Origin of the sequence: Nocardia arizonensis (genome assembly GCF_001310275.1) — a bacterium.
Classification (GTDB): domain Bacteria; phylum Actinomycetota; class Actinomycetes; order Mycobacteriales; family Mycobacteriaceae; genus Nocardia; species Nocardia arizonensis.
Genome location: NZ_LGYZ01000035.1, coordinates 1 through 25,790 on the forward strand (window position 1 = coordinate 1; position 25,790 = coordinate 25,790).

Genomic DNA, 25,790 nt, shown 5'->3' on the forward strand with positions numbered 1-25,790 from the left:
ACGGTCGGGACCGCGGGCAGATTCGCCGCGATGGTGGCCTTGGCACTGGTCGACGTCTTGGTCGGCTTGGCGTCGCTCTTGTCGTCCCCACCGCAGGCGGTCATGCTCAGGCAGGCGGCGACGGCGAGGCCCGCGATCGCGATGCGTCCAGTTCTACGAAGCTTCAACTGCTCGTCCTTTGCGTTCGAGTAGGCGGATACGGGATATCCCGGCTGTCGTGCGGCGCCCACCCGACCGGCGGCGCCGCGCGACCACCCAGGCTACCGGTCAGCCGAGACTGCCGAGCGGGTCGGCCCGGGACAGGTTGTTGTCGTCGGCGCCGAAGGTACGCGCCGGACCCGGCCCTGTCGAGCTCGTCTCGAATCGCACGGTGACCACGCCCGATCCGGCGCCCTGCACCCACCCGTGCCCGAATTCCGTATGGGACACGTCCATGCCGGGAAACCAGTCCGTGCGCGTGTCGCCGCGAGTCACCGACGGACGCCCAGCGGGCTCGGATTCCCACTCGGCCGCGCCGAGCTCCTCGGCGGAGCCGCGATCCAGTTCGGGGAACAGCGATTCCTGGCGCACCGTGGACAGGCCGCCGTATCCGACACCCACCAGCCGGATCGGTCCGAGCTCCACCGGATCGATCGCCGAACGCTGCGCCGCGGTGGCCAGGGTGGCCGGATCGGCGGTGGCGTACGGCAGGGTGAACGAACGGGTCACGATGCTCATATCGGCCTTCTTCAGTTTGAGCACCACGGTCCGCGCCGCGCGGCCGTCCTTCGCCAACCGCCGGTGCGCGGCGGCGGCCATCGCCTCGATGGCCGGACGCAACTGGGCGAGGGTGACGATATCGCTGTCGTAGGTGGTCTCCGCGCTGATCTGTTTGGCCTCCGCCCGTTCGACGACCGGTCGGTCGTCTATGCCGCGCGCCAGCCGGTGCAGGGCGGCGCCCACGCTGCCGCCGAGGATCGACATCGCCTCGGCCTCGGGAAGCGCGGCGAAGGCCCCGACGGTCTCGATGCCGAGCGAGCGCAGTTTGGCCTCGGCCACCGGTCCGATCCCCCACAGTTTGCGCACCGGCAGACCCGCCAGCAGACGAGCCTGTTCGGTGGGTGACACCACCCGGATGCCGTCGGGTTTGGCCAGACCGGACGCGATCTTCGCCAGCTGTTTGCCGGTACCCGCGCCCACCGAGGCGACCAAACCGGTCCGCTCCCGCACCAGCGCGCGCAATTCGGCACAGAACTCGTGCACGGCCGCGGTGGTGGCACCCGCCAGCTCGGCGGGTTCACCGAACGCCTCGTCGAACGACAGCGTCTCCAGTACCGGGATCCGACCGCGCAGCGTGTCGAATACCCGGCCGCTCATCACGCCGTAGACCACACCGCGCGGCGGCACCACCACCGCCGCGCCGCCCACCAGCCGCTTCGCCTGGTGCATCGGCATGGCCGAGCGCGCGCCGAATACCCGCGCCTCATAGCTCGCTCCCGCGACCACCCCGCGCGCGCCCGTGCCACCGACCAGTACCGGCCGCCCGCGCAGGGTCGGCCGGGTCAGCTGTTCGACGGAGGCGAAGAACGCGTCCATGTCGATGTGCAGCACCCAGCGCCGCGCCGCCCGATCGGCGTGCTCGGGCGGATACGGCTGTTGGCCGCTGTTCACTGTCTCTTCGCTGTAGGTTTCCCGGACCCGTGTGCCGACCCCGGCGCCGCGGCGGCCCGTCCGCCCCGGGAACCGCGGGCACTCACGTCCGTCCCCCGTGCCGCTGGCCCATGTCACGAAATCTACGCGCCACCACCGACACGTCCGCATTCCGTGCGAACAGCGCCGGGTCCGCACGGGCCTCTCGCCCGATGAACCGGGCGACCGCACCCCGACAGATCGCCCGCGCCCCCGCGCCGCGGGCGACCGGCCCCGCCGGTTGCTGTCGATCCGCCCGGAGTGTGCGCACCGCCGCCTCCACCCCGTTACCCCCATTGACCTGCCCGGATGCATTCCACGACGCGCCGAGGCGCAACGGTGGGGATGGCGGCTGCGCGCCGCGGTCGTATGTGATGATCGAGTGATGAAGATCCGCAAGGCCGTAATCCCGGCCGCCGGAATCGGCTCCCGGCTGCTCCCCCTGACCAAGGCCACCCCGAAGGAGATGCTGCCGGTCGGCGACAAGCCGGTCATCGAACACACCGTGCGCGAACTCGTCGCCTCGGGCATCACCGACATCACGATCGTGGTCAGTGCCGGGAAGTCGTTGATCCAGGATCACTTCCGCCCGAATCCGGCGCTGGTGGCCCAGCTGCGCGCCGACGGCAAGACCGCCTTCGCCGACGCCGTGGAAGAGGTCGGCGAACTGTCGCGCCTTGGCCATATCACCTATCTCGATCAGCACGGCCCATACGGCAACGGCACCCCGGTTCTCAACGCGGCGCGCAATCTGGGCGACGAACCGATGCTGGTGCTCTGGCCCGATGACGTGTTCGTGGCCGCGGTGCCGCGCGCCCAGCAGCTCATCGACGCCTACGAGACCACCGGCGCTCCGGTGCTGGCCCTCATGCCGATGGATCCGGCCGAATCCCACCGTTACGGCGTTCCGGTCGTCGCCGACGACCGCGGCGACGGTCTGGTGCGGATCACCGGTCTGATGGAGAAGCCCAAACCGGAGGACGCGCCGTCGCATTTCGCCGCCATCGGCGGATACGTGGTGACCCCCGGCATCATCGAGGAGCTGCGCCGCCAGACCGAGCGCTGGTACGAGCACCGTGAGGGCGAGGTCTACCTGACCGACGCCATCAATGTGCACGCCTCGGAGAATCCGGTGTTCGGCCAGGTCATCCGCGGCCGTTGGTACGACACCGGCAATCCGGCCGACTACCTGGTCGCCCAGTTCGCCTCGGCGCTGGCCCATCCCGCATACGGTCCGCTGCTACGCCAATTGGTGGATCAGGACAGCTGACGAGGCGGGCGGACCGGTCGGTCAGAAGCGCCGGATCGAGTAGATGTCGAACCGGCTCAGCGGGGTAAGGCCGACCGGAACACCCCAGTCGAAGGCATTGAGCACCTGACCGAATCCGGCGTAGATGCCGACGTGGGACGCGTCCCGATTGAGGATGATCACATCCCCCGGCGAGAGCGCCGCGTACGGTACCGGCGCGCCGACCGTGGCCTGCTGCCAGGTCGTACGCGGCAACCTGACGCCGACCTGGCGGAACGCCCACTGCACCAGTCCCGAGCAGTCCCAGGAATTCGGTCCGACGCCGCCCCATTCGTAGGGCTTGCCGACCTGTGTCGTCGCCGCGGCCAGCGCGCCGAGGCCGGCGACGCTCGGCACCGGCAGCAGGGCCGAGCCACTGGAACTGCCGGAACCACCCGATCCGCCGCTCAGCGACGAGATTCCGGTATCCGACAACGCGGGCCCGGCCAATGCCAGGGTCGCCGCGGCGGAGATGACGCAGCCGAAGAATATCCGGCGCAACGGTTTCCTGTTCACGTGTTCGCCTCTCACTGTAGGTCTAGCTCCCGAGCCGCCACGGACGGCCCCGCTACTACGTGGCATCCACTCAACGGGGAGTGGAGAGCCACCGACCACAGCGCGTCACCCGCCGATCGAGGATCCGGCTACGACGCGGTTCACACAGGAAAAGCTCACCGATCATGTACTGCTGCCCCAGGAATCAACCCTGACAACAGCAATAACATCGAGAATTGTGCCGGGCACACGTACCCGAGAACAGGTTTTCAGCAAATTTTCAGCATATGACCTTTATCACATTGACAGAGTCCGGCGCGGGTAATCCGCACCGGACTCCTCGGTTCACGCCTTGACGATCGAAACCCGGACACCGCCCACGATCTCGGCGGCATCGGCGCCCGGGTCACCGAAGCTCAACTCGGTCGCCAGGATCTCCCCGGCGATCAGTTCGCGATGGGTGTGCGCCCACGCCGAGCGCTCGTCGGGCACGCCGAGCACCACGGTGATGCGATCGGACACGTCGAGTCCCAGCGACTTGCGAGTCTCCTGGAGATCGCGGATCAGGTCGCGGGCCCAGCCCTCGGCCTCGAGTTCCTCGGTGACCTCCGAATTCAGCACCACCAGACCGGAATTGCCGGGCAGCGCCGCGGTGGACTCGGGTTCGGCCGCGACCAGTCGCTGGGTGTACTCCTCGGGCAACAGCGTGATGCCCGCGGCGCTCACCACACCGTCCGCGTCCTCGGACCACTGCCCGGCCTTGACCGCCTTGATCACCGTCTGCACGTCCTTGCCCAGACGCGGACCGGCGGCCCTGGCGTTGACCGCCAACTCGAAACGCCCGTGCACGGCCACGTCGGTGGTCAGATCGACCCTCTTGACATTGACCTCGTCGGCGATGATGTCGGCGTAGGGTCGCAGCCGCTCGGCGTCGGACGCGGCGATCGTGACCTCCGACAGCGGCAGCCGGACCCGCAGATTCCGTGCCTTGCGCAGGCTCAGCACCGTCGAGCAGACCGTGCGCACCTCGTCCATCGCGGCCACGAGCTCCTCGTCCTCCGGGAGCTCGCCCTTCTCCGGCCAGTCGGCCAGATGCACCGACCGCTCACCGGTGAGCCCGCGCCAGATCACCTCCGAGATCAGTGGCAACAGCGGTGCGGCCAGCCGGGTGACCACCTCGAGGACGGTGTGCAGGGTGTCGACCGCGTCGCGGTCCTCCGACCAGAAGCGCGACCGCGACCGGCGCACGTACCAGTTGGTCAGCGCGTCGGCGAAGGTCCGCAATTCCTCACAGGCGCAGGCGATGTCGTAGACCTCGAGCGCCTCGGTCATGGCGTCGCGGGTCACCGCGAGCTTGGCCAGGATGTAGCGATCGAGCACATGTGTGGAGTCGGTCCGCCAGGTTCCCGGCGTGGCCGCGTACAGCTGGAGGAAGGTCCACGCGTTCCACAGCGGACGCAGCGCATGGCTCACGCCCTCGCGGATACCGCGCTCGGTGACGATGAGGTTGCCGCCGCGCAGGATCGGCGAACTCATCAGGAACCAGCGCATGGCGTCGGAGCCGTCCCGGTCGAACACCTCGTTCACATCCGGGTAGTTGCCCTTGGACTTGGACATCTTCAGCCCGTCGTCGCCGAGCACGATGCCGTGCGCGGCAACGGTCTTGAACGCCGGGCTGTCGAACAGCGCGGTCGAGAGCACGTGCAGGGTGTAGAACCAACCGCGGGTCTGGCCGTTGTACTCGACGATGAAATCGCCGGGGAAGTGCGAGTCGAACCACTCCTTGTTCTCGAAGGGATAGTGCACCTGCGCGTAGGGCATCGACCCCGACTCGAACCAGCAGTCGAGTACCTCCGGTACCCGTCGCATGGTCGAACGGCCGGTCGGATCATCGGGATTCGGCCGGGTCAGCTCGTCGATCATGGGCCGGTGCAGATCCGTCGGGCGCACGCCGAAGTCGCGTTCGAGTTCGTCGAGGGAACCGTAGACGTCCACGCGCGGAAAGGCCGGATCGTCGGATACCCACACCGGGATCGGACTGCCCCAGTAGCGATTACGGCTGATGTTCCAGTCGCGCGCACCCTCGAGCCACTTGCCGAACTGGCCGTCGCGGATGTGCTCGGGCACCCAGGTGATCCGCTTGTTCAGCTCCACCATGCGGTCGCGAAACTTGGTGACCGCGACGAACCAGGACGGGACCGCCATGTAGATCAGCGGCTGGCCCGAACGCCAGCTGTGCGGGTACGAGTGCTCGATCGTCTCGTGCCGCAACAGCTTTCCGGCCGCCTTGAGATCCTTGATGATCACCGGGTTGGCGTCGAAGACCATCAGACCCTCGTACGGCGGCACCATCGAGGTGAACTTGCCACCCGGGTCGAGCGGCTGCACGATCTCGATGCCGTTGGCCGCGGCCACGTCCATGTCCTCCTCACCGAAGGCCGGTGCGAGGTGCACGATTCCGGTGCCGGAGTCGGTGGTCACGTAGTCGGCGGTGAGCACCCGGTGCGCGTTCGGGTGGCCGAGGAAGAAGTCGAACGGCGGGGCGTAGGACAGCCCGGCCAGCGCCGCGCCGTCGTATTCGCCGAGCACCTCCGGCTCCTCGCCGAACTCGCGCGCGTAGTGGGCCACCCGTTCGGCGGCCAGCAGATACCGTTTGCCGTCGGCGACGCGCAGGTGGACATAGCGCACATCGGGATGGACCGCGATCGCCAGGTTGGAGGGCAGCGTCCACGGCGTGGTCGTCCAGATCAGGGCGTTGGCGCCGTCGAGTTCGCGCAGCGGATGGTCGTCGGGCACCGACAGCACCATGTCGACGGTGACCGCCGGATCCTGGCGCATCTTGTAGGCGTCGTCGAGGCGGGTCTCCTGATTCGACAGCGGCGTCTGCTCGTACCAACTGTATGGCAGCACGCGGAAGCCCTGGTAGATAAGGCCCTTGTCGTACAACGACTTGAATGCCCACAGCACCGACTCCATGAAGTCGAGATCGAGGGTCTTGTAGTCGTTGTCGAAGTCCACCCAGCGCGCCTGCCTGGTCACATAGTCGCGCCATTCACCGGTATACCGCAGTACCGAAGATTTACAGGCGGCATTGAATTCCGCCAGACCCATCGCATCGATCTGTGATTTGTCCGTGATACCGAGCTGTTTCTCGGCTTCGATTTCCGCGGGCAATCCGTGACAGTCCCATCCGAAACGCCGATCGACACGCCTACCGCGCATCGTCTGGAAACGCGGAACCAGATCCTTGACGTATCCGGTGAGCAAGTGACCGTAATGCGGCAGACCGTTGGCAAACGGCGGGCCATCGTAGAACACGAACTCGGGAGCGGGCTCGGTCGGCGCGTCGGCGGAGCCCGTGGCGGACCGGTTGGCGATACTCGCGCGGAAGGTGTCGTCGGCGGCCCAGGCATCCAGCACGCGCCGTTCCATCTCCGGGAAGGAACCGCTGCTGCCTGCGCCGAGATCGACGCGGGGGTAAGCGCTGCTACTGTCGTCCGCCATCGCGGATTCGTCTCCTCGTGCCACCGCGCCCTCGGGCGCGTAGGTGTGGGCACGGGGACGATGACGGCGACCGGTGCGCCGAGACCGCGGTACCACCCCGCTTGTCCGGCAAACTCGCGACCGGACCTCTCGTTGCGAGCTGTGACGGGCTCGACCCGTTCGGTTCTACTGAGCGCCGCCGACAACGGGCCGTTCTTCCGAAGGCTCCCCGGTGATGGCCGGATCCACGCCGTACGTCTCGATTCTAACCAGCGCCGTCAAATGAATTCGGCGCGGGACGCGCCGTTGGCGGCGGAGTGGGCACGCCACCGACGCGGTCACCGTTTCGCGTGCCGACCGGGCGGCTGCGGCGGGTCACCATCGGGTCGCCGCATGGACAGCGCACTCACCAGCAACAACACGGCACCGACAACACACACGATGATGCAACCCCATGCCCACAACACCGACCCCGTGGTCAATGCGGTCACGAGCAGGGCAAATCCAATTGCGGCCAGGACCAGCGTCAGGACGAGCATGCGGATCCCCCTAGGTATCCCATGCGGTTCGACGGTGCCTCTGGCTACTCGCTCGACAACCGCGGACGGCTACTTGCCGCCCTTGGCGAACGAGGCGGGCGCGAGGTTGTTCGCGGTATTGGGGTCGGCGAATGCCTCGCCGCCGTCGACCGGCACCGCCGAGCCGCGGTTCTCCAACTCCTCGAGCTGCGATTCCAGGTAGGACTTCAGGCGCACCCGGTACTCGCGCTCGAAGGTCTTGAGCTGCTCGATCCGGCTTTCCAGCACACTGCGCTGCTGGGTGATGGTGGCCATGATCTCCGAATGCTTGCGCTCGGCGTCGGCCTGGAGCGCGTCGGCCTTCTCCTTGGCCTGCCGCAACTGGCTGTCGGAACGGCTCTGGGCGTCCGACAGCATCGCCTCGGACTTCTGGCGCGCGTCGGCGATCATCGCCTCCGAGCGCGTGCGCGCGTCGCCGACCAGTCGCTCGGAGTTCGCCCGCGCATTCGACAGCAGGTTCTCCGACTCGGTCTTGGCATCGCTGGTGAGCCTGTCGGCCATCTCCTGTGCGAGGCTGAGAACCTTGGCTGCCTGGAGATTCGCATCCGCGCCCGGGGCTTCCTTGGGGCCGGGCGCCGCCACCGGCATGGGCGCGGGAGGCGCTTGCTGGACCGGAGGTTTGATCGGTTCAGGGGGCGGAGGTGCCTGGGGTACCGGTGCCTTGACGGTGGCGGGCGCCATGGGACGGGCCTTCTTGGCGTCGGCCAGTTCGGCATCCAGTTCGGCGACCCGCTGGCGCAGGTCCGCGTTCTCCTCGATCAGACGCGAGAGCTCCTGCTCCACGAGATCCAGGAAGGCGTCTACCTCATCCTCGTTGTAGCCGCGCTTCCCAATCGGCGGTTTGCTGAACGCGACGTTGTGCACATCGGCTGGAGTCAGCGGCATGGAAGGATCCCTTCACGCGTCTTTTGGAGATCTAGCGGATCTGGCACGGTATCTTGGCCCATTCTGTCACACCGGAGCTACCGGTTGGCCGAGCCTGCTCACGATCGACATCAGGATGAAGACGATGAAAAGCAGGACCATTATCGACAGATCCAGGCGAATTCCCCCCAGAGACACCGGTGGTATCAGCCGCCTCAGCAGTTTCACGGGGGGATCGGTGACCGTGAAGATCACCTCGAGGATGACGACCACGACGCCCGTGGGCCGCCAGTCGCGGGCAAAGCTACGCACGAACTCGACGATCACCCGACTGATCAGCAACAGCCAGAAGATGAACAGTACGAAGTACAGCACCGCGAACAAGGCCACGAGTTCACTCTGCCGCAAAATCCGCGCCGCGCAAAATGACCACACCGCCCCGAGCCGTACCGGGCCGACGAACCCCCCGGATCACACCCTTATTTCTGGTTGTAGAAGCCGGTTTCGGCGATCCGTCGCCGTTCCTCGGCCGATACGTCCACGTCGGCGGGTGAGAGCAGGAACACCTTGGTCGCGACCTTGTCGAACGAGCCGCGCAGGGCGAAGGCGAGACCCGCGGCGAAGTCGACCAGCCGCTTGGCGTCGGCATTGCTGAGGTCGACCAGATCCATGATCACCGGATTGCCCTCGCGGAAGCGCTCACCGATGATGCGCGCCTCGCTGTAGTCGCGCGGGCGCAGCGTCGTGATCTTGGACAAGGGGCCTCCGTCCTCGAAGATCCCCGGCCGACGGGTGACGACGGGCTCCGGGCGCATACGCTCCTCCAACCGCCGCTCCTCGGCATCGGGATCGACGGCGAGCGCACCACGGGTGGCTCCCCGCAACATAGGCGCACCGCCGCCCGACCGGAAGCGCGCGCCCGAGGAGGGGGCGGCATCGATCCGGGTGGGACGCCGCGGCGGCGTCTCGTAACGATCGCCACCGTACGGCTCGTCGGCATAGCGGTCGGCGCCGTACCCGGCCTTGTAGGGCGACTTGTACGCCGGTTCGGGATAGTCGGGCTCCTCGTCGAACCGCTCGGGACCGTAGCGCTCCGCGCCGAAGCGCTCGGGACCGTAGCGATCGTCGGCGTAGCGGTCGGCGCCGTAGCCGGCCCGGTCGGAGTAACCACGGGGCCGTGCACCGCGCTCGACGGCACCGCGAGGGGCACGGTCGTCGACGTAGTCGTCTTCGTAATCCTCGAGCGGAACCATGCCGAAGTACGCCTTGAACTTGTGCAGCGTGCTCATCTGGTCGACCTTCCTTCGGCCCCGGTGGCGGCCGGGTGTTGAAGTCTTGCTCAGCCCCTCGTCCGTCCCAAGCATATGTGTCGAATGTGACTGATGAGGTTTCTTTGCTACGCCGAGGTTATCGGTCGCGGACCCATCAGGGCGGTACCGACACGCACACATGTCGAACCGTGTTCGATCGCGGACTCCAGATCACCCGACATTCCTGCCGAAAGCTCGGTGGCCGTGGGATGTCGTGTGAGCAGCGACGTGTGCAAGATCGCAAGCCGGGCGAACGCGCTATCGGGTTCGCTACCGAGTGGCGCGATCGCCATCAGCCCGCCCAACCGCACGGCGGGCAACTCCGCGACCAGGTCCGCGAGGCGATCCAACTCCTCCGGCAGCACACCGCCGCGGGCCGGATCACCGTCCAGACTCACCTGGATCAGCACTTCCAGCGGATCCGCGCGCGAACCCGCGTCGAGTGCGGCGCGCGCGCCGATGTCAAGCGCCCTTGCCAGACGCTCGCTGTCCACCGAGTGCACGGTGTGCGCCCAACGCGCGACCGCGCGCGCCTTGTTGCGCTGCAAACGGCCGATCATGTGCCAGCGGATGCCGCTATCCCTGTCCGGCAGCGCCGCGCGCACGTCCTCGACCTTGGCGCCCGCCTCCTGTTCGCGCGACTCGCCGAACTCCCGGCGACCGAGCCGGTAGAGGATCTCCACATCCGAGGCCGGGAAGAACTTCGTCACCGGCAGCAATCGCACCGAATCCGGTGCGCGCCCCGCGGCCGCGCGGGCCGCCTCGATCCGGGCCAGCGACTCCTCCAGCCGAGTCGACAACTCCGCGGTTCTCGATCGCGTCGCCGCCTCCGCCGTCCCGCTCACACCGACCCGCCTTTCCCGTCCCCGGTCCACCGGACCGCCGCGCGCCCCAGCACGTGACTCACATACCCGCCTGCATCCAGATCACACCGGCGATCCGGCCGGTCGGCGCGCCACGGCGATGACTGAACAGCGTCTTGTCCTCGATGGTGCAGCGCGGATCGACCGCGACGCCGCCGACCCCCGCCTCGGTCAACTGCCTGCGGATGCCCGCGCGCAGATCCAGCGACGGTGTGCCGCGCACGGTGGTGGCGGCGCTGCCGGGCAGACGCCGGTCGACATCCTCGCGCATGGCCGCGGGCACCTCGTACTGCCTGCCCGAGGCCGCCGGACCGAGGAAGGCGCCGATACGATCCACGCGCGCGCCCACCGACACCATCGCCTCCAGCGCGGCGGGCACGATTCCGACGCGCGCGCCGATCCGGCCCGCGTGCACGGCCGCGATCACACCGGCCTCGTCATCGGACAGCAGTACCGGCACGCAGTCCGCCGAGAGGGTGACCAGCGCCAGATTCGGCACGGTGGTGACCAGGGCGTCGGTGGCGGGCACCGGTTCGGCGCGCGGTCCGTCCACGATGGTCACGGTGCGGCCGTGGATCTGCTCCATCCAGACCAGACGGTCGGGGGTGAGTCCGATGCCCTCGGCCAGGCGCTCCCGATTGCGGCGCACCGCGGCCGGGTCGTCGCCGACGTGGTCGCCCAGATTGAACGAGTCGTAGGGGGGCGCGGAGAACCCGCCCGCCCTCGTCGTGGTCACCCGTCGGACGGTCATCGTCGGCGCAGCAGTCATGGCTCCGAGGGTAGTGGTCCGGCCGGACCGCGACATGTCCGAAACAGCGAGAGGCTGATCCGGCGTACGGACCAGCCTCGTTGGGTGCGATGCGACCTATCGCCGCATGAACGACGGCACGTCGACATCGTCGTCGTCATCCGGGTCCTCGGGTTTGACGGGCGGGCGCGAGTTGGCCGCGGTCTCGAGCCGGATACGCTCGGAATCGGCGTAGCTGGGGATGCCGCGCCCCCCGGTGGAACTCGGGCGCGGGGTGGTGTCGCGGGTGGGTATCTCCGGTCGCGACCCGCGTACCTCCCCCGCGCTGCCGGAGCCGATGGTGCCGGGGCGCACGTCGAAGCGCCGGGCCGGACCGCCGCCGTCGAAACCCGCCGCGATGACGGTGACCCGCACCTCGTCGCCGAGCGAATCATCGATGACCGTGCCGAAGATGATGTTGGCCTCGATGTGGGCGGCCTCCTGCACCAGCGAGGCGGCCTCGTTGATCTCGAACAGACCGAGATCGGAGCCGCCCGCGATCGACAGCAGCACGCCGTGCGCCCCGTCCATGGACGCCTCGAGCAGCGGCGAGTTGATGGCCGCCTCGGCCGCTTTCACCGAGCGGCCCTCGCCGCGCGCGGAACCGATGCCCATGAGCGCGCTGCCCGCGCCGGACATGACGCTCTTGACGTCGGCGAAGTCGACGTTGATCAGGCCGGGGGTGGTGATGAGATCGGTGATGCCCTGTACACCGTTGAGCAGCACTTCGTCCGCGGAGCGGAACGCGTCCATGAGGCTCACCGCCGCGTCACCGAGTTGGAGCAGGCGGTCGTTCGGAATGACGATGAGGGTGTCGCAGGATTCGCGCAGCAGGTTGATGCCGGTCTCGGCCTGACCGCCGCGCCGTTTGCCCTCGAAGGAGAACGGGCGGGTGACCACGCCGATGGTGAGCGCGCCGAGTTTGCGGGCGATACTCGCCACGACGGGCGCGCCGCCGGTACCGGTGCCACCGCCCTCGCCGGCGGTCACGAAGACCATGTCGGCGCCCTTGAGCACCTCTTCGATCTCGTCCTTGTGATCCTCGGCGGCCCGGCGTCCGACCTCGGGGTCCGCGCCCGCACCGAGGCCGCGGGTGAGTTCGCGGCCGACGTCGAGTTTGACGTCGGCATCGCTCATCAACAGGGCCTGCGCGTCGGTGTTGACCGCGATGAACTCGACACCTTTGAGTCCCTGTTCGATCATCCGGTTGACGGCATTCACACCGCCGCCGCCGATACCGACGACCTTGATCACGGCAAGGTAGTTGTGCGGGGGCGTCATGGGCTCTCGCCTTCCTTCGATCTAAAGCCTGTCGTTTTCGGATTCAGGACATTTCGCCATCGTCGCCCGGGTGGTGCCCTCACGCTCCGCCGTCCGGGCCAAACCCTAAACCTGAACCATAGGGTTAGCGTTATGTCAAGTATCCGACTGGTGCGGAACGCTATTCGCAGCCGCCGCGATACGCGCGCAGGCGCGCCGAGACGAGTGACAGAATCTTGTGTGATCCCTCTCGTCTCGCCGTGCGATACGTCGTATCGTGAACGGTTACCCCCGGGCCCCGCTTCTCGGTGGCACCGAAAAATAGGCGGCACCGAAAAATACCTGGGCACAATAGGTATCGATCACTTTACCGTGACCAGATTAGGACTCGAAACGTCGAACACCGTGCCCTCGCGTGTCAGCAGCGGTAACACCACTTGCGCCTTGCGCTCGGCGTCGTTCGCCCCGCCCCACAGTACCGTGCGCCCGTCCTTCAGGGTCAGCGAGATATCCGAAATCGACCGCGCCACAACCTCCTCGACCTGGATGCTCAACGACGGCGGCAACACGGCCACCACCACGACCGCGGCCTGGGTCACCGGGTCCGAGGCGCCGGGATGGTCGGTGACAAGTACGGGCACGCCGATCGGCGGTGCCTCGATGGCGAACTCCGTACCCTCCGCGTCCAGCAGATGCGCGCCCTGCGGGCTGTCGAAGTACAGCACCGGCGCCCGCTCGACCACGGTCACCCGCACCGTCGAGGGGAACACCCGCTGCACCCGCGCGCTGTACACCTTCGGAATGGTCGCCACCCGGCGGGCCACCTCGACGGTGTCGATGCGCAACATCGAACGCCCCGACGGGATACGGAGCTGATCGCGCACCTGCTCCTCGGGCACCGCCGCGAGTCCGTCGATCTCGACGGTGCGCACCGACAGCGCGGGAGTGAACCAGGCGACCAGCACGAGAACGGTCAGCAGGCAGGCGGCGAGCACCGCCCACAACCGCAGATTCCGTGATCCGCCGAGACGTTCGGTCCGCAGGCGGCCGATCACCGCCGCCCACCCGCCGGGACCCTCACTCGCGGATCGCACGACGGATCACCGCCCGTACTGCGGCCGCGCCCGGAGCCCGTCGAGAATCTGGCTGCCCAGCATGGTCACATCGCCCGCGCCCATGGTGATCACCACGTCACCGGGTTTGCTCAGCCCGGCCACCTGGCGTCCGACCCGCGACATATCCGGCTGGTAGTGCACCGGTTCGGTGACGTTCTGGGCCACCAGCGCGCCGTTGACCCCCGGCAGCGGCTTCTCCCGCGCGCCGTATACGTCGAGCACGACCACCTCGTCGGCCAGGCTCAGCGCCTCGCCGAATTCGGTCGCGAAAGTCGCGGTGCGACTGTACAGATGCGGTTGGAACACCACGATGACCCGGCCCTGCCGCGACCGCGCGCCGTCGCGGGCCTCCTGCCGTACGAGTTCGACCGCCGCGCCGAGTACCGCGCGCACCTCGGTCGGGTGGTGGGCGTAGTCGTCGAAGACCCGCACACCGTTCTCCCGGCCGACGAACTGGAAGCGGCGATGCACACCGCCGAAACCCTCGAGCCCCTGCACGATCTCGTCGGTATCCGCGCCGGCGGCCCGCGCGGCGAGCAGTGCGGCCAGCGCGTTGAGTGCCATATGCCTGCCCGGCACCGACAGCCGCAGCGTCCGGGGCGCGGTCTCCTCGGCCAGCTGGAATTGCGCGAGACCGCCGACATCGCGCGGCTCCCAGCTGTGCAGTCGCACGCCGACCGGCACCGGGGCGTCGGCGAGATCGCCCGAGCCGTAGCCGAGTACCCGCACCCCGCGTTCGGCCAGCCGTGGACCGACCCGTTCGGCCAGCGCCCGCGAACCCGGATCGTCCAGACACACCACCAGCAGGCCGCCCTCGGTCAGCCGGTCGGCGAAATCATCGAAGACCTGCACGTACGCCTCGTCGGAACCGAAGAAGTCCAGGTGGTCGGATTCGATATTGGTGACCACGGCGACATCGGGGTCGTACTGCAACAGCGATCCGTCGCTCTCGTCGGCCTCGGCCACGAAGATGTCGCCGGTGCCGTGGTGAGCGTTGGTGCCCGCCTCGTTGAGTTCGCCGCCGACCGCGAAGGACGGGTCGACTCCGCAGTGCTGCAACGACACGATCAGCATCGAGGTGGTCGAGGTCTTGCCGTGCGTCCCCGAGACCAGCAGGGTGCGGTGTCCGCGCATGAGAGTGGCGAGCACGGTCGGCCGCAGCAGCACCGGGATATCGCGCCGCTTCGCTTCGACGAGTTCGGGATTGGTCTTGGGGATGGCCGCGTAGGTGGTGACGACCACGGTGGGTCCGCCGGGCAGCATATCCAGCGCGCTCGCGTCGTGCCCGATGCGGACCTGTGCGCCGCGAGCCCGCAGCGCGAGCACGCCGCGGCTCTCCTTGGCGTCGGAACCGGATACCGCGCCCCCGCGCGAGAGCAGAATGCGGGCGATGCCGGACATGCCCGCACCGCCGATGCCGACCATGTGCACCCGCTGTAGCTCGGCGGGCAGCGCCGAGCGGTCCTCATCAGGCACGGCGAGCGACCTCCACGGCGATCCGCGCCACCGCGTCGGCGGCATCGCGATGGCCCGCGCCCGCGGCGGCGCGGCCCGTCTCACTGAGCCGGTTCGGGTCCATGAGCAGCGGAATCACCTCGTCGATGACGTATTTCGGGGTCAGTTCCGAATCGGGGACAATTCTGCCACCGCCCGCGGCGACCACCGGTCCGGCATTGAGTTCCTGTTCGCCGTTTCCGTGCGGCAGCGGCACGTAGAAGGCGGGCAGCCCGACCGCGGACACCTCCGCGACGGTCATCGCGCCGGACCGGCACACCGCCGCGTCGGCGGCGGCGTAGGCCAGATCCATCCGGGACAGGTACGGCACCGCGACGTAGCGCGACGCGCCGGTTTCCGCGGCGACCTCGAGTGTGTTCTTGGGTCCGTGCGCGTGCAGCACCGAGATACCGGCCGCGGCGAGCTGCGGGGCGGCCGCGGAGACCGCCTCGTTGAGCGTGCGCGCGCCCTGTGACCCGCCGAAGACCAGCAGCACCGGTCCCTCGGCGGGCAGTCCGAAGTGGGCGCGCGCCTCGGCGCGCAGCGACGCCCGGTCAAGTCCGGTGATACTGCCGCGCACCGGGATTCCGACGACCTCGGCGCCCGCCAGTCCTGAACCCGGCACCGCGGCCAGCACCCGCGCGGCGCGCCGGGCGCCGACCTTGTTCGCGATACCGGCCTTGGCATTCGCCTCGTGCACGACCACCGGCACCGCGCGGCGCCGTCGCAGTACACCGCTGCCCGCCGCCAGATACGCGGGCAGGGCGACATAGCCGCCGAAGCCGATGATCACATCGGCCCGCACCGCGTCGATCACCTCCCGCGTGCGGGCCACCGACGCGCGGACGCGACCGGGCAGGCGCAGCAGATCCGCGCTGGGTTTGCGCGGCAACGGGACCGGCGGAATCAGTTCAAGCGGATAACCGCGCTCGGGGACGAGCTTCGTCTCGAGTCCGCGTTCGGTACCGAGGGCGGTCACCCGGATGGACTCGTCGAGTCGGCGCAGCGCGTCCGCGACGGCGAGGGCAGGCTCGATATGTCCCGCGGTACCACCACCCGCGACGATCACCGAAAGCCCGGACCGCACGTCACTCACCTGGATCTACCCCGTTCTCTAGCATGTGGCATCGGATAGTTCGGCTCCCAGGCGCGAGTGGCGCGCAGGGAGCTGGTGCCGCGGCTCTCGACGGAGCGGCGGCGCAATGGTTCCGGCGGTCGGCGCCGCGGTTCGGCGGACGGGCGCCGAGGAGCGCCGCCGCGCGGTTCGGCGCCGCGGGCGCGCTGCCCCTGCGGACCCGCACCGCGACGGCCCGCACGCGCCGATTCCGCCTTGGCGGGCGAATACACCTCGGGTTTGGGCAATCGCAGCAGCCTGCTGAACCGGCCGTCCTGTCCGGCGTGCAGCGCCGCGACGGCCTCGGGTTCGTGCCGTGCGGCGTTGGCGATGATGCCGAACATGAACAGGGTGATCGCCAGTGACGAACCGCCCGCCGACACCAGCGGCAACTGGAGGCCGGTCACCGGGAGCAGACCCACGACGTAGCCGATATTGATCAGCGCCTGCGCGGTGATCCAGGTCGTCGCGGTCGCGGTGAGCAGCCGCAGGAACGGGTCGACCGACCGGGCCGCGATCCGCAGCCCGGTGTAGACGAACAGCGCGAACAAGCCGAGTACCAGCGCGCATCCGAGGAAGCCCAGTTCCTCGCCGATGATGGCGAAGATGAAGTCGTTGTGCGAGTTGGGCAGGTAGCTCCATTTGGCGCGGCTCTGCCCGAGGCCGCGACCCCAGATACCGCCGTCGGCCAGCGAATACAGCGCTTGGCGGGCCTGGTAGCCGATGCCCTGCGGATCGTCGCCGGGATTGAAGAAGGCGCGCATGCGGTCGGAGCGGTACCCCGCCGACAGCGCAAGCACGCCCGCCGCGATCACGCCGGAGATCGCGATGGTGATGAACAGCCGCACCGGAAGTCCGCCGAACCACAGCAGCGCCGCCAGCACGATGCCGAGCGCGATGGTGGTGGACAGATTCGGTTGCAGCACGACCAGCAGGCAGACCAGCAGCCCCGCGGGCACCAGCGGAACCAGCAGGTCCTTGAGGCTCGCGCGCTCGGACCGGCGCGAGGCCAGCAGGTGCGCACCCCAGATCACCAGCGTCACCTTGACGATCTCCGAGGGCTGGATGGAGATCGGCCCGAAGACGAACCAGCGCCGCGCACCCTGCACCTGCGCGCCGATGCCGGGAATCAGCACGAGCAGCAGGGCCAGCACCGACAGCGCGAACAGCGGGAACGACCACTGCCGCAGGCGTTTGAGCGGGATGCGCAGCGCAAGATAGAACAGCACGCAGCCGATCGCGGCGAACATGGCCTGCTGGATGAACAGCGAATAGGCCGAGCCGTCCGAGGCGTAGGACTCGACGCTGGAGGCCGAAAGCACCATCACCAGCCCGAGCACCGTCAGCAGGGTGGCGATGGTGACGATCAGATGGAACGACGCCAGCGGACGCGCCAACCAGGCGCCGAACCGGGCGGCCCCGGTCGCCGTCGGGGCCGCTTCGGACCCGCCCTCGCGGCTCCGCCGCGTCGTCTCGGTCATAGCTGCCGTCCGATGTCACCGTCTTCCAGAGCGTGTACCGCGTCGGCGAAACTGCGTCCGCGGTGGGTGTAGTCGGCGAACATGTCCAGCGAGGCCGCGGCCGGCGCTAGGAGCACGGTATCGCCGCGGTTGGCCAACCCGGCCGCCGCGCGCACGGCCTGCGCCATGACGGCATCGGCCTTCTCGGCCCTCGCCGAATCGTCCTGCATCAGAGCATCGTCTCCCGCGCGCACCTCCACGACCGGGACTTCGGGCGCGTGTCGCGCCAAAGCGGCGGCGAGCACCGGCGCGTCGGCGCCGATGAGGACCGCGCCGACGAGCCGGTCGGCGACCTCCTCGACCAGATCCTCCACGTGCGCGCCCTTCAGCTGACCGCCCGCGAGCCACACCACGCTCGGGTGCGCCAGGATCGAGGACCGCGCCGCATGCGGATTGGTGGCCTTGGAGTCATCGATGAAGTCCACGCCGCCGACCTCGCGGACGAAGGCGGCCCGGTGCGGACCCACCTTGTGCTCGACCAAGCCTTCCCGCACGAACTGCGGGGCCACATCGATGGCCCGGGTCAGCGCGGAGGCGGCCAGCGCGTCGGCGACCCCGGCCGGGCCCGGCGGGCTGATGTCGCCGACCTCGGCCAGGATCGCGGCCTTGGTGAAGGCGCGGTCGAGCAACTTGCCGTCCACCACGCCGAGTTCACCGTCGGCGGGCACCCCGATGCGGAAGCCGATCACCCGGCGCGCCTTGGCCCGCCGCGCCAGCGAAGCCGCCACCGGATCGTCGAGCCCCACGACGCCGACCCGCCCGAACAGCGCGCGCGCCTTGGCGGCGGCGTAGGCGTCGAGTCCGCCGTGCCAGTCCAGATGGTCCTCGGCCACGTTCAGCACCACGCCCGCCTCCGGTCGCACCGAAGGAGCCCAGTGCAACTGGAAGGAGGACAGTTCCACCGCGAGCACCTGCGGACCGGGATTGCGCCGCAACGCGTCAAGGATCGGCAGGCCGATATTGCCGCACGCCACACTGGCGATACCGGCCGCTCTCAGGATCGCGTAGGTCATCTGGGTCGTGGTGGTCTTGCCGTTGGTTCCGGTCACCACCAGCCATTTGCGGACCGGACCGTAGATCCGCGCCTGGTCCACCCACCAGGCGAATTCGACATCGCCCCATACCGGGATGCCCTCGGTCACCGCCGCCGCGAGCACCGGCGAATCCGGTCGCCAGCCCGGACTGGTGATCACCAGCGCGAAGCGGCTCAGGCCCGCGGGGTCGGCGGGCCGGGTGGTCTCCAGATGCACGCAGGTGGCGACCTCCAACCCGAGTTCGGCGGCCTCGGCGAGTGCCTTCGCGCCCGCGTCGGTCACCACCGGATTGGCGCCGATATCGCGCAACGGCTCGATCAGCGAGCGTCCTGAGACGCCCCAGCCCGCGACCAGGACGTCACGGCCGCGCAGGAATTCGAGCATGGGGCCCGGGGATCGCAGGGCCCGCGGAGAATGTTCGACCATGCCTTCTGTCACCCGACCGCGGAGAGATATTCGCTGTAGAACAAACCGAGACCGACCGCGGAGGCCATGCCCGCCAGCAGCCAGAACCTGATGATCACCGTCGTTTCGGCCCATTTGCTGAGCTCGAAGTGATGATGGAACGGCGCCATCTTGAACAACCGATTACGAGTGGTGCGATACACCGCGACCTGCAAGATCACCGACAGCGTTTCGGCGACGAACAGCGCGGCGAGCACGACCATGAGCAGTTCGGTGCGGGTGGTGATCGCCATGCCCGCGAGCAGCCCGCCCAGGGCCAGCGATCCGGTGTCGCCCATGAATATCTTGGCGGGCGCGGCATTCCACCACAGGAAGCCGATACACGCCGCGGCGCCCGCGGCGGCCACCAGCGCCAGGTCGAGCGGATCGCGCACGTTGTAGCAGCCTGCCTCGGGTTTGGTGGCGCAGGCGTGGTAGTACTGCCAGAACGTGATGATCACATAGCCGCCCATGACCAGGCTCATCGAGCCCGCGGCAAGGCCGTCGAGTCCGTCGGTGAGGTTCACCGCGTTCGAGGTGGCCACCACGATCAGGCTCACGAACAGCAGGAAGAAGATCACGCCCATCGACACCGTGGTGATGTCGCGGACGTAGGAGATGTGCCTGCTTGCGGGGGTGAGCCCGTAGTCGTTGCGGAATTGCAGGGCCAGCACGCCGAAGATCACCGCGGCGGTGAGCTGCCCGATGTACTTGCCCGCCGCGGTGAGACCGAGATTGCGGCCCCTGCGGATCTTGATGAAGTCGTCGATGAATCCGACCGCGCCCAATGCGGTGGTCAGGCCGAGCACCAGCAGTCCCGACGCGGTCGGTCCCTCGGCGTCGTAGCCGACGCCGATCAGATGCGATCCGAGATAACCCGCCCACATGCCGATCAGGATGGCCACGCCGCCCATGGTCGGGGTACCGCGTTTGGACTGGTGACTGGCCGGGCCGTCGACCCGGATCTCCTGCCCGAACCCCTGTCTGGCGAAGAACCTGATCAGTAGCGGAGTCAGCAGAATGGACACCGCCAAGGCGATGGCCGCCGAGAATAGGATCTGTCTCACTGCCCTGCCTCCGTGCTACCCCGGCGATCGTCTGCGCGCTCCCGGCTCGTCAAATGCTCGGCGACCTCCCACAGGCCCACCGATTGCGATGCCTTGACCAGCACCACGTCCTCCGACTCGACTTCCGCGTCGAGCAGGGCCATGGCCGCGCCGATATCCGGGACGAGAATGGATTCCTCGCCCCATGAGCCTTCCATCACCGCTCCCTGGTGCATCGCGCGGGAGGGCCGCCCGGTGCCGACCACGACCAGACGATCCACGTCCAGGCGCACCGCGAGCCTGCCGATGCGGTCGTGTTCGATGACCGATTCCTCGCCGAGTTCGGCCATTTCGCCCAACACCGCCCAGCTGCGCCGCGGCGTCTGCCCCGCCTTCGCCATGGTGACCAGCGCCTTGAGCGCGGCGCGCACCGAGTCGGGATTGGCGTTGTAGGAATCGTTGACCACGGTGACGCCGTCCTCGGTGGTGCGCACGTCCATGCGGCGCGCCGACGCCGCCGTCGCACCCGAGAGCGCCGCGGCGACCGTCGCCAGATCCGCGCCGCATTCGAGGGCGACCGCGGCCGCGGAGAGGGCATTGCCGACCTGGTGCTCGCCGTGTACGGCGAGGCGGACCTCGACGCTGCCCTGCGGGGCGTGCAGGGTGAAGATCGCGCGCGCCCGGTCGTCGAGCCGGATGTCGGAGGCCCTGATGTCGGCGCTCGTGGCCTGGCCGACGGTCACCACCCGCGCCGAGGTCCGCGAGGCCATCGCGGCGACCTGCGGGTCGTCGGCATTGAGGACGGCGAGTCCATCGGCGGGCAGCGCCTCGACCAGTTCGCCCTTGGTCTGGGCGATGGCCTCGCGGCTGCCGAATTCGCCCAGGTGCGCGGTGCCGACATTGAGCACCACCCCGATGCTCGGCGGCGCGACCTCGGCGAGCGCGGCGATATGCCCCGGGCCACGGGCCGACAATTCCAATACCAGGAACCGGGTGGACTCGTCGGCGCGCAGCGCGGTCCAGGGGTGGCCGAGTTCGTTGTTGAAGGAGCCGGGCGGGGCGATGACCGACCCGAGCGGGGCGAGCACCGCGGCGAGCAGGTCCTTGGTCGAGGTCTTGCCGGAGGATCCGGTGACCCCGACGACCCGAAGCGCGGGCGCGCCGTCCGAGCGCGCGTCGGCGGCCGAGAGTCGCCGCACGCTGGCCCGCGCCAATGCCGCCAGCGCGGCCAGGACGGCCGCCCCTGACCCGTCCGAATCACCGGCGAGGGCAACCGAAGTCGCGGGTACGGTGCCCGGCTTCGGCGTGACGACGACGGCGGGCACGCCCACCGGCCGCGCGGCCAGCACCGCGACGGCGCCCGCGGCGACGGCCGCCGCGGCGAAATCGTGCCCGTCCGCGCGCGCGCCGGGCAATGCGAGAAACAGACCGCCGGAACCGATGCGCCGCGAATCGAATTCGACCGAACCGGTCACCCGTACCTCCGGGTCGGGAACGTCGTGCAGCGTGCCGCCGACGGCGTCCGCGATCTCCCGCAGTGTCATCTCGATCATGAAATCGTCAAGTCCTCCGCGTCCGTACTGAGCGGACTTCGCCGTGCCGGGCGGATATGCCGCGCCGACCGAATACCCGATACCGACCGCGAACCGCAGGCAGGCCGAGAAGTGTGAGTACGGCGCACACCGTGCGCCGAACGCATATTGTGCGCCGTGCCGAAGCCATTGCGGCAGTGGGGTATCCCGTTCACCGCACCACGTCCGTTCACCGCGAGCCCCCCGACACGCCCGCGCTCGCGCCGTTGTCCTGATCGTCGGCGCTGCCGAGCAACCTGCGCTCGACCGCGGCAGCGAGCACCTCGCGATCGTCGAAGGGATGTTTGACGCCGTGGATCTCCTGCCCCGCCTCGTGTCCTTTGCCCGCGACCAGCACCGCGTCACCCGGGCGCGCCCACGCCACTGCCGCCGCGACGGCCTCGGCGCGGTCGCCGATCTCACGGACCTCGCCACGTTCCTCGGGGGGCACCGCGGCCGCACCGGCTAGCAGCGCGGCGCGGATGGCGGCCGGATCCTCGGTGCGCGGATTGTCGTCGGTGATGATCAGCAGATCCGCGCCACGCGCGCCCGCCGCGCCCATGAGCGCGCGTTTGCCCGCGTCGCGGTCGCCGCCCGCGCCCACAACGACGGCAAGGCGTCCCGGCGATTCGGGAGTCTCGGCGCGCAGATGCGCTCGCAAGGTCGCCACCACCGATTCGATCGCGGCGGGCTTGTGCGCATAGTCGACCACGGCGAGGAAATCCTGCCCGCGTTCGACGCGCTGCATGCGGCCGGGCACGTCCACCGTGCCGAGCGCGGGCGCGGCCGTCGCGGCGGGTACGCCCGCGGCCTCGCACACCGCGAGCGCGAGCACCGCGTTGGCGACGTTGTAGCGGCCGGGAAGCCGCAGGCGCACATCCACATTCCCGACCGGTCCGACGGCGGTGAACTCCTGGGCGCCGCCGTGCGCGGCGACCGGACCCGGGACGGACCAGGTCGCGGCGGCCGCTCCACGGGATACGGTGACCGGATCGGACAGATCGGCGGCCAGACGCGCGCCCCACTCGTCGTCCACGCAGATCACCGCGGTACGGGCGGCCACCGGGGAGTCGGCGTCGAAGAGCCTGCGCTTGGCGCCGAAGTAGTCGTCGAGGTCGCGGTGGAAGTCCAAGTGGTCCTGCGACAGATTCGTGAACGCGCCGACCGCGAAGCGCACACCGTCCACCCGGCCGAGCGCGAGCGCGTGGCTGGAGACCTCCATGACCACCGCGTCCACCCCCTGCTCGACCATCAGCGCGAACATGGCGTGCAACTGCGGTGCCTCGGGTGTGGTGAGCGCACTCGGCACCCGACGTCCGCCGATACGGGTCTCGATGGTCCCGATGAGCGCGGTGGTGGCGCCGCCCGCCGCGAGTCCGGCCTCGACCAGATACGACGTGGTGGTCTTGCCGGAGGTGCCGGTGATGCCGACGATGCGCAGCCGCTGCGAGGGATTGCCGTAGATCGCGGCCGACAGTTCGCCGAGCACCGCGCGCGGCTGCTCGCGCACCAGCACCGGGACCCCCGGATCGCCCGCGAGTTCGGCGCCCTCGGCATCGGTGAGCATCGCGACCGCGCCGCGGGCCACCGCGTCGGCGGCGAATCGGGCGCCGTGCGCCTTGGCGCCGGGCAGACCGGCGAACAGGTCGCCGGGTAACACCGCGTTCGACCGTTGTTCGATACCGGTCACCGAGACCTCGCCGGGGGCGACCGCGGCGCCGGGGGCCTGCCCCGTGACGCGGGCGCCCGTCAGCTCCAGCACGGTGGTCAGCGGCGTCGACGGCGGGGCGGCCGGCCGCAGCGCGTGCGGGCTGGACTGCGCGGGCACCTCTCTCCTCTCCGATCGGGACACAGAAATAAGGAACGCTTCGTTGCGACGACGAGTCAGGTTACCGACGTGGGCTCACCGGCGGTCAACGCGCCTAGGTGTTGGGTTGCCGGGCGCGGCGCGAGAAGTTCGAATCACACCCCGGCCTGCAGTACGAACTGCCGGGCGGGACCCGGCGACGGCGGAATCCGGTCGCGCTGCAACGCCCACGAGGCGATGCTGTGGAACAGCGGTGCGGCCGACTGTCCACCGCTGCCGTCGGAGCTGCGCACCGGATTGTCGAGCATGAGGCCGATCACGTAGCGCGGATTGTCCGCGGGGGCGATGCCCGCGAACGTGATCCAGTAACTGGAGCTGGAATAGCACTTGCAGCGCGGATCGATCTTCTGCGCGGTGCCGGTCTTGCCCGCGATCTGATATCCCTCGACGGCCGCGGGCCAGCCGGTGCCGTTCTGAGCGGAATCCAGCTTGTCGTGCTGTACCACGGCCTGGAACATGGTCCGCAGTGTCGCCGCGGTCTGCGGGCTCACCACCCGGACCGCCTCGGGCTGCGGCTCCTCGCTGCGGGTGCCGTCCGGCGCGACGGTGGCGCGCACGATGCGCGGCGGAATACGCAGGCCGTCATTGGCGATGGCCTGGTACATTCCCGTCATCTGGAGGGCCGACATCGAAAGGCCCTGTCCGATGGGCAGGTTGGCAAAGGTGCCGCCGGACCACTGGTCGCGCGACGGCACCAGACCCGCGGTCTCGCCGGGCAGGCCGACCCCGGTGCGCTGTCCGAGTCCGAACCGCTGCACCATATCCGCGTAGCGGTCCTCGCCGACCCGCTGGGCCAGCATGAGGGTGCCCACGTTCGAGGACTTGCCGAAAATGCCGGTGGTGGTATACGGCGCGACATCGTGCTCCCAGGCGTCGCCGACGGTGACGCCCGACATGCGGATCGATCCGGGCACCTGGAGCACCTCGTCGGGATTGGTCACCCCGTATTCGATCGCCGCGGCGGCGGTGATGACCTTGTTCACCGAGCCGGGTTCGAACGGATCGCTGACCGAGGGGTTGTTGGTATCGAGCGTGCCCCAGTTCTGCGCGCCGAGCGCCGGATTGAAGGTGTTGTCGTTGGCCATCGCCAGCACCTGACCGGTCCTGGCGTCCAGCACCACCGCCGAGGCGCCCTGCGCGCCCGACATCTCCCGTGCCTGCTGCACCTGCTGCTGCACGTAGTACTGCAGATCGGAGTCGAGGGTGAGTTCGACGCCGTTGCCGTTGACCGCGGGCTGCTTGTCACGCCAGCTGCCGGGTATGACCGCGCCGTCGGAGCCGCGGTCGTAGGTCACCGAACCGTCCGTGCCCGCGAGCACCGAGTCCAGCGAGGATTCCAGCCCGATGAGCCCGTGCCCGTCCCAGCCGGTGGCGCCGATGATATTGGCGCCGAGCGATCCCCCGGGATACTCGCGCAGCGGCTGAGCTTCCGCGCCGACCTCGCGGAACTGGGCGCGGATATCGGCCGCGATCCTGGCATCCACATTGCGCACCAGATACACGAACGGTTCGTCGCTGTGCAGCATGGTCAGCAGATCCGATTCCGCCGGAGCCTGTTTGCCGAGTTTGTCGTGGATGGTCTTGGCGATGGCCCGCAACCGCTCTTCGGGTTCGGGGGCCTTGGAACTCTTGGCGCGCGCGTCGGCGAGTTCCTCGCGGACCCGGACCGGCTGGAAGGTCAGCGCTTTCGCGACCGTGGTGAACGCCAGCGACTTGCCGTTGCGATCGGTGATCGGGCCGCGGATGGCCATCTCCGGCTCGCGGGTGGTGCGCTGGCCCGCGGCCTGCTCCGACAGCGCGGGCGCCGAAATGCTCTGGATCCACAGCAATTGCAGCGCCACGACCGCCAGGGCGACGAGCATGACGACACGTCCGACCCCGAGCCGGAGTCGGACCGGACGATCGGGGTGCGCGGGCCGGGGGCGCCGCGCACCCGGCGGACGCGGCCCGCGCCGCCGGGGCGGCGCGGGCCTGGCCTGGGTCACCGGG

General features: G+C 69.1%; 20 protein-coding genes. 1 reads left to right on the forward strand and 19 read right to left on the reverse strand.

From position 1 onward, the window contains the following. Nucleotides 1-267: 267 nt before the first annotated feature. Complete coding sequence (locus APZ21_RS05555) at nt 268-1,575, reverse strand: DNA polymerase IV (protein ID WP_156370714.1); 1,308 nt, start codon at nt 1,573-1,575, stop codon at nt 268-270. A 478-nt stretch (nt 1,576-2,053) separates the two neighbouring features. Between APZ21_RS05555 and APZ21_RS05560 the strand changes: the two genes are divergently transcribed. Next, on the forward strand, nt 2,054-2,938 hold the full coding sequence (locus APZ21_RS05560) for a UTP--glucose-1-phosphate uridylyltransferase (RefSeq protein WP_054812137.1): 885 nt from the start codon (nt 2,054-2,056) through the stop codon (nt 2,936-2,938). A gap of 21 nt (nt 2,939-2,959) precedes the next feature. Here the strand turns inward: APZ21_RS05560 and APZ21_RS05565 are convergent, their stop codons facing one another. From APZ21_RS05565 to APZ21_RS05650, 18 genes are all read right to left on the reverse strand, one after another. Further along, nucleotides 2,960-3,472 carry an NlpC/P60 family protein gene (locus APZ21_RS05565; RefSeq protein ID WP_054812138.1) on the reverse strand — a complete coding sequence of 171 codons (513 nt, stop codon included), beginning with the start codon at nt 3,470-3,472 and terminating at the stop codon, nt 2,960-2,962. A 324-nt stretch (nt 3,473-3,796) separates the two neighbouring features. Next, nucleotides 3,797-6,955 carry an isoleucine--tRNA ligase gene (gene ileS / locus APZ21_RS05570; RefSeq protein ID WP_054812139.1) on the reverse strand — a complete coding sequence of 1,053 codons (3,159 nt, stop codon included), beginning with the start codon at nt 6,953-6,955 and terminating at the stop codon, nt 3,797-3,799. 317 nt (nt 6,956-7,272) lie between these two features. After that, a complete protein-coding gene (locus APZ21_RS05575) occupies nt 7,273-7,473 on the reverse strand; it encodes a hypothetical protein (RefSeq protein WP_054812140.1) in 201 nt (66 codons plus the stop codon). 69 nt (nt 7,474-7,542) lie between these two features. Further along, nucleotides 7,543-8,397: a DivIVA-like cell division protein Wag31 gene (gene wag31, locus APZ21_RS05580; RefSeq protein ID WP_054812141.1), complete on the reverse strand. Its 855-nt coding sequence runs from the start codon at nt 8,395-8,397 to the stop codon at nt 7,543-7,545. Between the two features lie 66 nt (nt 8,398-8,463). Further along, the gene (locus tag APZ21_RS05585; protein WP_054812152.1) at nt 8,464-8,766 is read right to left on the reverse strand and encodes a YggT family protein; all 303 of its coding nucleotides are present in this window, start codon (nt 8,764-8,766) and stop codon (nt 8,464-8,466) included. 89 nt (nt 8,767-8,855) lie between these two features. Continuing rightward, on the reverse strand, nt 8,856-9,665 hold the full coding sequence (locus APZ21_RS05590) for a cell division protein SepF (RefSeq protein WP_054812142.1): 810 nt from the start codon (nt 9,663-9,665) through the stop codon (nt 8,856-8,858). 107 nt (nt 9,666-9,772) lie between these two features. Continuing rightward, a complete protein-coding gene (locus APZ21_RS05595; protein ID WP_054812143.1) occupies nt 9,773-10,531 on the reverse strand; it encodes a YggS family pyridoxal phosphate-dependent enzyme in 759 nt (252 codons plus the stop codon). Between the two features lie 58 nt (nt 10,532-10,589). Next, on the reverse strand, nt 10,590-11,318 hold the full coding sequence (pgeF, locus tag APZ21_RS05600; protein WP_054812144.1) for a peptidoglycan editing factor PgeF: 729 nt from the start codon (nt 11,316-11,318) through the stop codon (nt 10,590-10,592). Between the two features lie 96 nt (nt 11,319-11,414). Beyond that, a complete protein-coding gene (gene ftsZ / locus APZ21_RS05605; RefSeq protein WP_054812145.1) occupies nt 11,415-12,617 on the reverse strand; it encodes a cell division protein FtsZ in 1,203 nt (400 codons plus the stop codon). Nucleotides 12,618-12,958: 341 nt separating this feature from the next. Then, on the reverse strand, nt 12,959-13,600 hold the full coding sequence (locus APZ21_RS05610) for a cell division protein FtsQ/DivIB (protein ID WP_371852379.1): 642 nt from the start codon (nt 13,598-13,600) through the stop codon (nt 12,959-12,961). Between the two features lie 96 nt (nt 13,601-13,696). After that, nucleotides 13,697-15,136: a UDP-N-acetylmuramate--L-alanine ligase gene (gene murC / locus APZ21_RS05615; RefSeq protein ID WP_054812154.1), complete on the reverse strand. Its 1,440-nt coding sequence runs from the start codon at nt 15,134-15,136 to the stop codon at nt 13,697-13,699. A gap of 43 nt (nt 15,137-15,179) precedes the next feature. Then, the gene (gene murG, locus APZ21_RS05620; protein ID WP_054812146.1) at nt 15,180-16,301 is read right to left on the reverse strand and encodes an undecaprenyldiphospho-muramoylpentapeptide beta-N-acetylglucosaminyltransferase; all 1,122 of its coding nucleotides are present in this window, start codon (nt 16,299-16,301) and stop codon (nt 15,180-15,182) included. Next, entirely contained in the window at nt 16,298-17,800 is a 1,503-nt protein-coding gene (gene ftsW / locus APZ21_RS05625) for a putative lipid II flippase FtsW (RefSeq protein WP_082392866.1), read from the reverse strand. Before ftsW ends, murG begins: the two co-directional genes overlap by 4 nt. Beyond that, nucleotides 17,797-19,257, reverse strand: a complete 1,461-nt coding sequence (gene murD / locus APZ21_RS05630) for a UDP-N-acetylmuramoyl-L-alanine--D-glutamate ligase (RefSeq protein ID WP_054812147.1) — start codon at nt 19,255-19,257, stop codon at nt 17,797-17,799. Before murD ends, ftsW begins: the two co-directional genes overlap by 4 nt. Before the next feature lie 50 nt (nt 19,258-19,307). Continuing rightward, nucleotides 19,308-20,384, reverse strand: a complete 1,077-nt coding sequence (gene mraY, locus APZ21_RS05635) for a phospho-N-acetylmuramoyl-pentapeptide-transferase (RefSeq protein WP_054812148.1) — start codon at nt 20,382-20,384, stop codon at nt 19,308-19,310. After that, the gene (locus APZ21_RS05640; RefSeq protein ID WP_054812149.1) at nt 20,381-21,916 is read right to left on the reverse strand and encodes a UDP-N-acetylmuramoyl-tripeptide--D-alanyl-D-alanine ligase; all 1,536 of its coding nucleotides are present in this window, start codon (nt 21,914-21,916) and stop codon (nt 20,381-20,383) included. The genes mraY and APZ21_RS05640 overlap by 4 nt, the downstream gene beginning before the upstream one ends. A 208-nt stretch (nt 21,917-22,124) precedes the next feature. After that, the gene (locus APZ21_RS05645) at nt 22,125-23,762 is read right to left on the reverse strand and encodes a UDP-N-acetylmuramoyl-L-alanyl-D-glutamate--2,6-diaminopimelate ligase (protein WP_054812150.1); all 1,638 of its coding nucleotides are present in this window, start codon (nt 23,760-23,762) and stop codon (nt 22,125-22,127) included. Between the two features lie 134 nt (nt 23,763-23,896). Next, complete coding sequence (locus APZ21_RS05650; protein WP_174553650.1) at nt 23,897-25,786, reverse strand: peptidoglycan D,D-transpeptidase FtsI family protein; 1,890 nt, start codon at nt 25,784-25,786, stop codon at nt 23,897-23,899. Nucleotides 25,787-25,790 lie beyond the last annotated feature (4 nt).